This is a genomic window from Candidatus Effluviviaceae Genus I sp. (assembly GCA_016867725.1).
Lineage (GTDB): Bacteria > Joyebacterota > Joyebacteria > Joyebacterales > Joyebacteraceae > VGIX01.
Genome location: VGIX01000047.1, coordinates 1 through 10,084 on the forward strand (window position 1 = coordinate 1; position 10,084 = coordinate 10,084).

Sequence of the window (10,084 nt, forward strand, 5' to 3'; positions counted from 1 at the left end):
GTTCGTCATCGGGTAGCGGAGGCGGATCGTGGCGTTCGACTGGAGACAGGTCTTCAACCCAACCGTGTTCATGAAGTGGGTCTTCTCGAGCGGCATCCGCATCGCGGGGATCCTGCTTGTCGCGTTCGTCGTGACGCGCCTGGCCGGGTTCATCACGCGCCGCATCGAGAGGGCGTTCGAGGACGACGACCCGACGACGCTCTCCGAGCGGGAGAAGCGCGCCGCGACCATCGGGAAGGTGGTGCGGAACCTCGTCCGCGTCGCCGCGTGGGGCGTCGCCGCGCTCATGGTCCTGCGCGAACTGGGGATCGACATCGCCCCCATCCTCGCGGGCGTCGGCATCGCCGGCCTCGCCGTCGGCTTCGGCGCGCAGTCGCTCGTGAAGGACTTCCTCGCCGGGGTCTTCATCCTCCTCGAGAACCAGTTCCGCGTGGGCGACGTCATCGAGACCGCCGGCGTCTCGGGCGTCGTCGAGCGCATCACGCTTCGCTCCACCACGCTCCGCGACGTCCGCGGGAACGTCCACGTCATCCCGAACGGCGCGATGGCGGTCGTGACGAACATGACGAAGCAGTGGTCGAGGTTCGTCCTCGACCTCGGCGTCTCCTACGGCGAGGACGTGGACCGCGTCATCGCGGTCCTGAAGTCGGTCGGCGACGAGCTGGTGGCAGCGCCCGAGTTCAGGGAGAAGATCAGCCAGCCGGTGCAGGTGCTCGGCGTGCAGGACTTCGGCGAGTCGTCGGTCGTGATCCGCGTGTCGTTCACGACGAAGCCGCAGGAGCAGTGGGCGGTCGGGCGGGAGTTCCGCCGGCGCGTCAAGAAGGCGTTCGACGAGCAGGGCATCCGGATCCCGTTCCCGCAGCGCGACGTCTGGATCCGTTGGGCGGGGCCGGGCGGGCCCGCGAAGGAGGCCGGGGATGTTCCGGAAGATCCTCGTCGCCGTTGACGGCTCAGGCCACTTCGACAGTGCCGTCGCGGCGGCCGCGCGCCTCGCCGCGTGCGGCGGCGCGAAGCTCACCGTCTGCCACGCGTTCTACATCCCCGAGAGCTACCGCGCCGACCTCGGCGACGAGCTCCGCGCCGGCATGCGCCAGGACGCCGAGGACATCCTCGCGCACGCGGCCGCCGTGGCGAAGGAGCACGGCGTCGCCGCCGACACGCGCCTTCTCGAGCAGCCCCATGCCGCGGAGGCTGTCGTCGCGCTGGCGGAGTCCGAGGGCGCCGACCTCATCGTCGTCGGCGCGCGCGGGCACAGCAAGGACGAGGCCTGGACGCTCAGCTCGGTGAGCGAGACCGTCGCAAGGCTGGCCGCATGCTCGGTGCTGATCGTCAGGAGAGCCTAGAGGATCGACGAGGCCACGGCGGCGAGCGACGACAGGAACTCGTAGACCTCCTTGGGGTTTCTCACGAAGAGGGAGGCGGCAGACGGGCGCGAACGCTCGGCGACGAGAACGGGAAGCGAGCCGGGCCAGCCGTCGAGTTCGTCCTCGTCGTCCATCGGCGGCACGACCCACGCGCCGTCCGCGCCGTCGGGGCAGGACCACTCGGTGAGCGCAGCGAACGCGTCCTCGTCCGTCACGTCGTCTCCGACGTAGATGGCGAGCGTCTCCTCGCGGTCCGCGTCCCCGAGGATGTGCCTGACCGCATGGCCCTTGTGCCAGCCGGCCAGGCGCACGCCCACCCCCGACCGATCGTAGAGCACCTCGAGCTGGCACCGCGCGTCCGCCTCCTTCACGAGCGCGATGAACTCCTGTGTCGCCTCCCGCGCGACGGCGCGCGCGTCACGCGGCAGCCTCACCGACAGCGTGCAGCCGAGGTTCTCCACCTCGACGCCGGGGAAGCGCGCGAGGTGGTCCCTCGCGTGCCCCTCCAGGTCGCGGAAGAGCCGCCTCGTCACGCAGGGATTGACCGGGAAGAACGGCGTGCCGCGCGCGCCGCGGATCTCGAACCCGCCCTGTCCGACGAACCCCAGCCCGGGCACGCGCAAGAGGTCGTCCAGCTCCGAGACGCAGCGGCGACTCACGACGAACACGTTGAAGGCGTCCTCGCCCGCGAGCTGCTCGAGCTTCGAGCGGACCTCGGGCGCCGGCGCGGGCGCGCGGCCGCCGGTCCCGTCGCCGGGGACCAGCGTCCCGCGGTAGTCCACGAACAGGAAGACCTCCGTCGCCGAGCCGAGCGCCCGGGCGAGGAGGTCCACCTCCTCGGAGACGTGATTGGGATACGCAAGCTCGGGGTCGTTCCGGATCATGTGGTATCGGAGCCTCTTCACCCGGCCCGCGGACATGAGAGCGCCGGGGCGGGGTCGGTGAACACGATAACCACCCCCGCCCCGACGCGCAAGGCGACTACTTCAGGAGCACCATCGTCTTCTCGGACGCCATCCCGTCCGCCACGAGGCGGTACATGTACACGCCGCTCGCCACCTTCTGACCCGCATCGTTCGTGCCGTCCCACACGACGCTCCCCGGCCCCGCCTCCTGCCTCCCGCCGCCCAGCGTTCGCACCAGCCGCCCGGACGCCGTGTAGATCTCGACCGCCACGTCCCCGGCACGCGGCAACTCGTACTGGATGACCGTCGTCGGGTTGAACGGGTTCGGCGCGTTTTGCGACAGCCTGAACGTCCAGCTCCCCGCGCCGTCCGCCACCAGAGCCGTCGGGGCTGAGGTCAGTTCGATGTCGTCTACGTACCAGCCCTCGTAGGTCACGTAGCCGTCGGACGCGAACCGGAACCGCACCTGCACCGTCTCGCCGGCGTACGCCGAGAGGTTGAACGTCTCCTGACGCCAGCCGTGGTTGCCGGACCAGCACGGCGTGCCCTGCGGGAGCGGGTTGGCAGGGTTCGAGTTCTTGATGTGGCTGTAGCCGCCCACCGGCTCGATCACGTCCCACGTCACGCCGCCGTCCGTCGTCATCTCGACCAGGCAGCAGTCCCACGCGGACATGCTCGTCTCCTGCTCCGAGGCCAGCCAGTCCCAGAACCGGAGCTGCGCGTCCGCGCCGAGGCAGATCGGACGCATCACGAGCGCGCCGTCGGCCGAGTCGGCGTAGTAGGTGGACCCCTCGCCGCCGAACTTCCAGCTGTGCCCCGGGGTGTGGCTCCGGTACGTGTCGATGTGCCACTCGTCGACGAACCCGCCCGTGACCGGCCCGTGCGTCCACTCGCCCTCGCCGGACTCCACGTCGTCCGTGAAGTCGCCGCCGCTGCTCATGATGCTGAAGGCGGTCGTCGCCGCGTAGCCCCGGTCGGCCGCGACGTCCAGCACGAAGTCAACGTGATGGAACTCGGGGCAGTCGGGAAGCAGCGTGACCGAGAACACGCCGCCCAGCGCCGCGGTCGCGCCCGCGCCGATCGTCGCGACGCCCTGCTCTGCCTCGTTGATCCGAACGTACGGGTCCGAGGACGACAGCGTCGCCACCACGCCCGTCGCTGCGGCGCCACCGGTGTTCCGGAGCGACACGGTGATGAGGATGGTCTCCCCCGCCTCGAGGCAGCCGTTGCCGTTGCCCGAGTACTGCGGGTCGTCCGCCAGATGGCTCGCGTACGACAGCACCGGCGCCGCCACCGCCAGACTGAAGCTCGACGACCACGTCTCCCGCTCCTGCGCCATGACGGCGATGTCGCGCCGCACGGCGCGCCCCGCCTCCGCCTCGCGCGACCCCTCGGTGATGGCCAGCTCGAACTGCAGCACCGTGCCGTTGGGCGCATCGGAGGACACGGTGAACGAGTGGCTCCCGAGGCAGGTCGCCGTCCCGAGCGACGCGATGTCGCCGTACTCCCCGTTCGCGTCGATCACGGCAACGTGCGGGCTCCCGCTCGAGAGCTGAGCCCCGACCCCGGTCGCCGTCGCGCTTCCGACGTTTCTGAGCGTCGGGACGATCTCGATCGTCTCGCCGGCGTTCACGACGCCGTCGCCGTTCCCGTCGCTCCCGCCGACCGCGTCGTCGTCAAGCTCGTAGTGGTCGAGCACGACGAACGGGCCCGTCGCGGGCGCGACCGTGATGTCCGCGCCGTACACGAGGCGGTCGTGCGCCCACACCTTGATGTGCATCGTGCCCGGGCCCTGCGCGTGCGGGTGCAGCGTCACGACGCCCGAGGCGTTCGTCACGCCCGTGCTGTACACCGAGTGGTCGTCCGTCCAGACGGTGGCCCGCGCGCCCGCCACGGCCCCCTGCCCCGATGCCGACACGGTCACCTGCATGTCGGGCTGGCCCACGATGATCGCCGACGGATGGTCAACGACCATGGCCGTCGGCTGGGCCGTCCACAGGTGCAGAGCCGGGTCGCCGAACACGGTGAGCTGGTAGTAGCACCAGCGGTTCGCGCCGTAGTTGATCGCCCAGATGTTGTCGGTCTTCGAGTCGTCGTTCGCCGAGCCGATGGCATAGATGTGCTCGCCGAACATGGCGTCGAAGAACTGCCGGTCGAAGAACTGCGACGAGCCGTTCGTCCCGCCCGGATCGCCCCAGCCGTACCGCGAGTTCATCACGACGGCCACCGCGCCGTCGTCGTCGCACGCGAACTCCTCGGCGAAGCAGTCGCCGGTGTAGCTGCCGCCCGTGGTCCTGTTGTCGAACGACCCGGAGTAGCAGCCCTGGCTGTAGACGAAGTTCAGCGAGTGGTTCGTCCCGTCGTTGTCGAACTGCGGGATGTCCGTGTTGTACATCTTCATGCAGTACTGAACGTTGCAGTGTCCGAGGTGGTTGACGATGTTCATCCCGGATTCCATGGCGCTGATGAGCGCCGACGCCGACCACGAGCCCTGGCTGTCGTAGAACACGCTCACGGTCATGGACCCCGGCACGAACCCGACGGTCGCGTAGCCGTTCATCGAGCTGCCGTAGCGGACCTCTTCCTTCGAGGCGTCGCCGTACGTGAGCGGGCTCGTCCACAGGAGCTCGCCGGCCATGATCGCCTTGTTGCTCTCCGAGACGATCGGCGAGTTCGCGTACCGCATCGTCTTCGTGACGAAGTTCTGGACGTGCGCGGCGGTGCTCACGCAGGCGCGTCCCACCGCGACCTCGGGGTAGAAGTCCTCCTCCCCCGGCTCGCCCCAGTAGGAGTCGCCGTCGGTGTTCCAGGTGCCGTCGAGCGCGCCGTAGTAGATGTCGCCGGGGATGTCGTTGTCGACCTCTCCGTAGGCGTCCGCTCGCAGCCCCCTGTGCGGGATGCCGTTCGCGTCGCGCGCGTCGCCCACCAGCAACACGTAGTCAACGTCCCACGCGCTGTACGCGTCCGCGATGAACGCGCGGATCTTCGCCGCGTCGTCCACGCCTGCGTAGTTCGCGACGATCCACGACCTGAGGTAGATCCCGGCCTTCAAGCCGCGCTGCGTCTGGAACTCCGCGAACCCCGTGAGATAGTCGTCCCACGCGTCGGTCGTGACGATGATGTACTTGTACCCAAGCGCCGGGTCGAGCGCTCGGCTCGCCGGCGCGTCGCGCCGCGCGAGCGCGTAGGCGCCGTCGGCCGCCTCGTTGTCCACAAGGCTCCGCACGCGGGCCACGGTCGGCTCGTCACGCCGGACGCGCGCGCCGAGCGCTTCGCCGACCTCGCGGTCCGCCGCCGTGACGACCTCCACCACCATGTTCGGGTACCACACGAGCGCGCCGTCGGAAGGACGGTACTCGACCGGGTGCAGCGCGACCGTCGCGATCCCGTGCCCGCGATAGAGACCGAAGAGCGGCTCGTCGTTCAACCGGCCCGGGAACGAGGCGCGGGCGCCGTAGTCCGGACCGACCGGCTGGATCGGCCCCGTGAAGCTCAGCGGATACTGCGGCTGCGCGGGCGCAACGAGATAGCCCGTCCCGAGAAGGACGGGCTCGCCGGGCGTGACGCGGACCTCGGTCACTCGCTCGCCCGGCGGGAGCAGGAGCCTCGCTGCGGCCACGGGAAGCAGCGGCTCGCCGGGGGCTGCAAGACTCGTTGCCCCGTCCATGGAGACGGCGTGGTAGCCGTCCACCGGCTTGATGAGGGGTTCGCTGAACTCGTACCGCTGTACGACGACGCCGGCGGCTGCTGTGCCCGTGACCAGCGCGGCGCAGACCACGGCGAGAAGGGGGAGCATCGGCCGGACGGCAACCATCGCTCTCATGCAGCGTCTTCCTTTCTCGGGCGGGCGCGCCCCCGCCCAGAACGCCGACACCCGGCTCAGGAAAACCCTAGAGAGGCCCGGGCGCGGCCCTCGCCACGCGCGCGGGGGCGACGCCCGGGTCTTCGCTTGCGCAGTATAGCACGTGGCAAGCGCGGTCGCAACGAGCGCTTGATGCTCGACGCGGTCCGAGGTATCATCTCCGCGTCAACGCACCATAGTGCCCCGTCGGCTACCGTGGGCAGAGGCGATGAGACGCGGAACTCGCCGCGCTTCCGAGCGGCTTGTTGTGAGAAGAGCCCGCGCCTCGGATCGGGACGCCATCCTCGAGATGGCGTCTCGCATCTGGGGCGGCACCGACTATCTCCCGGCGGTCTGGGACAAGTGGCTCCTCGACCGGCGCGGCATGCTGCTCACGGCGACGCTCGGCGGGCGCCCGGTCGGCATGTCGAAGGTGACGCTGCTTGCGCCCGGCGAGGTGTGGCTCGAGGGACTGAGGCTGGACCCCGCGCTCCAGGGCCGCGGCCTCTCGCGGCAGATCAACAGAGGGACGTTCCGCGCGGCGCTCAGCCTCCGACCGAAGAGCATCCGCTACGCGACCGGGCTGTCCAACGCGGCGTCCCGCCACCTCGCCGAGGTGCGCGGGTTCTGGCTCGTCGCGCGCGGCAGGTACCTCGTCGCGCCGACGGAGCCCGCCCGCTCCCTCCTCTCCCGCGTCGCGATCGGCCGCGACCGCGACGCGGTCACGCGGTTCGTCCTGGCGTCCGAATGCCACCGTGCCATGAGCGGGCTCTACGGCGTGTCGTGGACGTTCCCCGCGCTCGACAGACGGCGCATCCGCCGGCTCATCGCCGACGGGCGCGTGCTCGTGCTGCCGAGGAAGGGACACGTGCGGGCCGTCGCGGTGTGGGACCGCGGGCGCATTGACGGCGAGGTCTGCCTGGGGTACGCCGACGGCAGCGACGCCGACCTCGCCCGCTTCGCGCGCGACGTGCGAGCGATCGCCGCGCGGTCCGGCGAGACCGAGGTCTCCGCGATGCTCCCGCCGGGGCGCATCGCCGACGTCGTGCACCGCTCGGGGTTCCGGGCCGACCCGCCGGGGAACGCGATCGTGTACGAGCTGGGCGCGGCGCGGTTCCGCCGCGGCGAGGAGCCGCTCGAGGACGTGCTCGAGCGCGCTCTGAACAGGCACTCCGAGGAGGCCGCCGATCTCCTCGCGCGGCTCCTCGTCGAGCGCGCCGGACGCCCGGTGCTGTTCGAGAACGCGCGCGACTTCGTCTATCGCCACTGCGTCCCCGACCCGCGGCGCGAGCTGTTCCAGCGCGTGGAGAAGCTCTCCAACAGGTTCAGCGTGCACTGGATGCGGAACGCGCTCCGCGTCGTCCTCGACCACCTCATCGAGCGGTGCGGGATCGACGGGAGCGCGCTGTCCGTGCGCGGCGCGACGGCGACCGTGCGCTACCGCGGAAGACCGTTCCTGCGCATGTCCGTGCGCGGGCCGCTCCTCAGGGTCAGGATCCTGCCGCGCGGGCCCTCCGTGGACGTGAGGGACACCGCCGGCCTGGCGCGGGCGACGCGCGCCGTAGACGCGGCCGCGCGCGCCGCCGAGCGGAGGCCTAGCGCCTCCTCCCGCCCCGCCCCGAGGTGGTCGCTCTAGGCGACTTCCTGCCCGCGGGCTTCTTCGCTCGGGTGGGCGCCTTCTTCTTCGCCGTCCGCGCATGGGCCTTCCCGCCGCGCCCGCGCGCCGACGTCCTCGTGCCGCCCGCCGCCGGCTTCGACGTGAGCCGCTTCACCTTGAGGTCGTACAGACGCTTCGCCTCGACGGCGATGTGCTCCGCCGAGACTTCGAACTCCTTCACGAGCTCCCACGGCGCGCCCGACTCGCCGAACCGGTCCTTGACGCCGACCATCCCGACGCCCACCGGCAGTCCGTAGAGCGCGGGCGCCTTCGCCAGCACCGCGGCCACGAGGTTCCCGAACCCGCCGACCTGGTGCTCCTCGGCCGTCACGACGATGCCGGTCTCCGCCGCGGCCGCGATGATGGCGGCCTCATCGAGCGGCCTGACCGTGTGGACGTTCAACACCCTCGTCTCGATGTCGTACTCGTTCTTGAGGATCCACGCGGCGCGCATCGCCTCGGGCACCGACGGCCCGCACGCGGCGATCGTGAGGTCCTCGCCCTCGCTCTTGTACTTCGACGCGAGCGCGTGCTGGAAGGCGTCCTTGAAGCGGTCCTTCGGGCCGCGGAAGCGGATGACGTTGGCCTTGCCGAACGCGTACGGCGTCTTCTCGTCCGTGACGACCGGCGTGGCCTCGCGCGCGAACCGCAGGTACTTCGGCCCCTTGACCTTGAAGAGCAGGTGCTCGCTCGCGCGCTTCGTCTCGACCGCGTCGCACGGCACCTCGATGTGCATCCCCGGGAGCCCGCACATCAGGAAGAACTCCTCGAGGGCCTGGTGCGTCGCGCCGTCCGGCCCGACCGACACGCCGCCGTGCGCGCCGGCGATGAAGACGTTGAAGCCGCCGTAGCACACCGTCGTCCGGAGTTGGTCCCAGTTCCGCCCGGACGCGAACACGCCGTAGGTGCCGAACACCGGCAGCCTGCCCTCCTTCGCGAGGCCGGCGCACACGCCCGTCCCCGACTGCTCGGCGATGCCGACGGAGATCCAGCGGTCCTTCCGCTCGGGGTTCTTCTCGTAGAAGTAGCTGATGGTGATGGAGCCGGAGATGTCCGCGCCGAGGCACACGACCCGCTCGTCACCGCCCTTCTCGGCGAGGCATCGCCCGAACCCCATCCTGGTCGGGTCCATGTCCGCCCGCATCGTCTGCGAGCAGTTCCAGAAGTAGTCGCGCGAGAACTTCGGCTGCTTGGCCTCGAGCTTCTTCGCCGCCTTCGCCTGATGGCCGGCGGCCTTCTTGAGGAGCCGCTGCACCGGGAGCTTCTTGTCCAGGCCGAGCTCCTTGAGCCCCTCCCACATCTGCTCGATGCTCGGGGACTTCCCGTGCCACCCCGCCACGTCCTCCATGAAGCTCACGCCCTTCCCCTTCACGGTGTCCGCGAGGATGAGCGTCGGCTTGCCCTTGGTCATCCTGGCGCGCTCGAAGGCATCGACGATCTCCTCCATGTTGTGACCGTCGATCTCGATGACGTTCCAGTTGAAGGACTTGTACTTCTCCACGAGCGGGTCCACACCCATCACGTCCTCGACCCACCCGTCGATCTGGAGCCGGTTCTTGTCGATGATGCCGCACAGGCTGTCGAGCTTGAAGTGCCCGGCCTCCATCACGGCCTCCCAGATCTGCCCCTCCTGCTGCTCGCCGTCGCCCATGATGCAGTAGACGCGGCTGTCGCGCTTGTCGAGGCGCGCGGCGAGCGCCATGCCGACGGCGACCGACAGGCCCTGGCCCAGCGACCCCGACGAGACCTCGACGCCGGGGAGCTTGAGCCAGTGGGGGTGTCCCTGGAAGGGCGAGTAGAGCTTGCGGAGCGTCACGACGTCCTCGACGTCGCAGAACCCGGCCATGCCGAGCCCGAGGTAGAGCGACGGCGCCTTGTGGCCGGTGGACCAGATGATGCGGTCGCGGTCCTGCCACGAGGGGTTCTTCGGGTCGTGGTCCGCGACGTGGAGGTAGAGCGCGGCGGTGATGTCCATGATGGACAGCGTCCCGCCGGCGTGGCCGGACCCGGCGGCCGCGAGCGCGACGAGGTTGTACCCGCGCATGAGGTTCGCCGCGTCCTTGAGCTCCTCCACCGTGTAGCTCTTCGTCACCTGCCCGGTCTTCGAACTCCTGATGGCCATGACGCTCTCCTTGGGTCTGTGAGGGGTCCCTTCGACGCCTCGAACGGTATGGGCGAGCGGGCCGCGGGTGCAGCGAAAGGCCCCAGCCCGTGGGCGGAATCGTTCCGGGAGGCTATCACAGGCGGGAGGGGAAGTAAACACCGCGCCGGGGGCCGGGCGGTGGGGCGGGGGGGTGCGGGGGGGGGGGCGGGGGGG

6 protein-coding genes are annotated in these 10,084 nt (G+C 70.3%); 3 read left to right on the forward strand and 3 right to left on the reverse strand.

Going from position 1 to position 10,084, the window contains the following annotated elements:
• Positions 1 to 28: 28 nt before the first annotated feature.
• Positions 29 to 946 (forward strand): mechanosensitive ion channel family protein, encoded by a 918-nt coding sequence (locus FJY74_08485; protein MBM3308349.1) that lies wholly within the window; start codon positions 29 to 31, stop codon positions 944 to 946.
• A complete protein-coding gene (locus tag FJY74_08490) occupies positions 918 to 1,343 on the forward strand; it encodes a universal stress protein (protein MBM3308350.1) in 426 nt (141 codons plus the stop codon). Before FJY74_08485 ends, FJY74_08490 begins: the two co-directional genes overlap by 29 nt.
• On the opposite strand, the gene otsB is transcribed toward FJY74_08490, so the two are convergent.
• Together otsB and FJY74_08500 are read right to left on the reverse strand one after the other, a co-directional pair.
• Positions 1,340 to 2,248: a trehalose-phosphatase gene (gene otsB, locus FJY74_08495; protein MBM3308351.1), complete on the reverse strand. Its 909-nt coding sequence runs from the start codon at positions 2,246 to 2,248 to the stop codon at positions 1,340 to 1,342. The two genes, FJY74_08490 and otsB, sit on opposite strands and share 4 nt — an antisense overlap.
• Positions 2,249 to 2,345: 97 nt before the next feature.
• Positions 2,346 to 6,092 (reverse strand): immune inhibitor A, encoded by a 3,747-nt coding sequence (locus tag FJY74_08500; protein ID MBM3308352.1) that lies wholly within the window; start codon positions 6,090 to 6,092, stop codon positions 2,346 to 2,348.
• A gap of 328 nt (positions 6,093 to 6,420) precedes the next feature.
• On the opposite strand from FJY74_08500, the gene FJY74_08505 reads away from it, so the two are divergent.
• A complete protein-coding gene (locus FJY74_08505) occupies positions 6,421 to 7,746 on the forward strand; it encodes a GNAT family N-acetyltransferase (protein ID MBM3308353.1) in 1,326 nt (441 codons plus the stop codon).
• On the opposite strand, the gene FJY74_08510 is transcribed toward FJY74_08505, so the two are convergent.
• Entirely contained in the window at positions 7,706 to 9,889 is a 2,184-nt protein-coding gene (locus FJY74_08510) for a transketolase (GenBank protein MBM3308354.1), read from the reverse strand. The genes FJY74_08505 and FJY74_08510 overlap by 41 nt on opposite strands.
• Between the last annotated feature and the right edge of the window lie 195 nt (positions 9,890 to 10,084).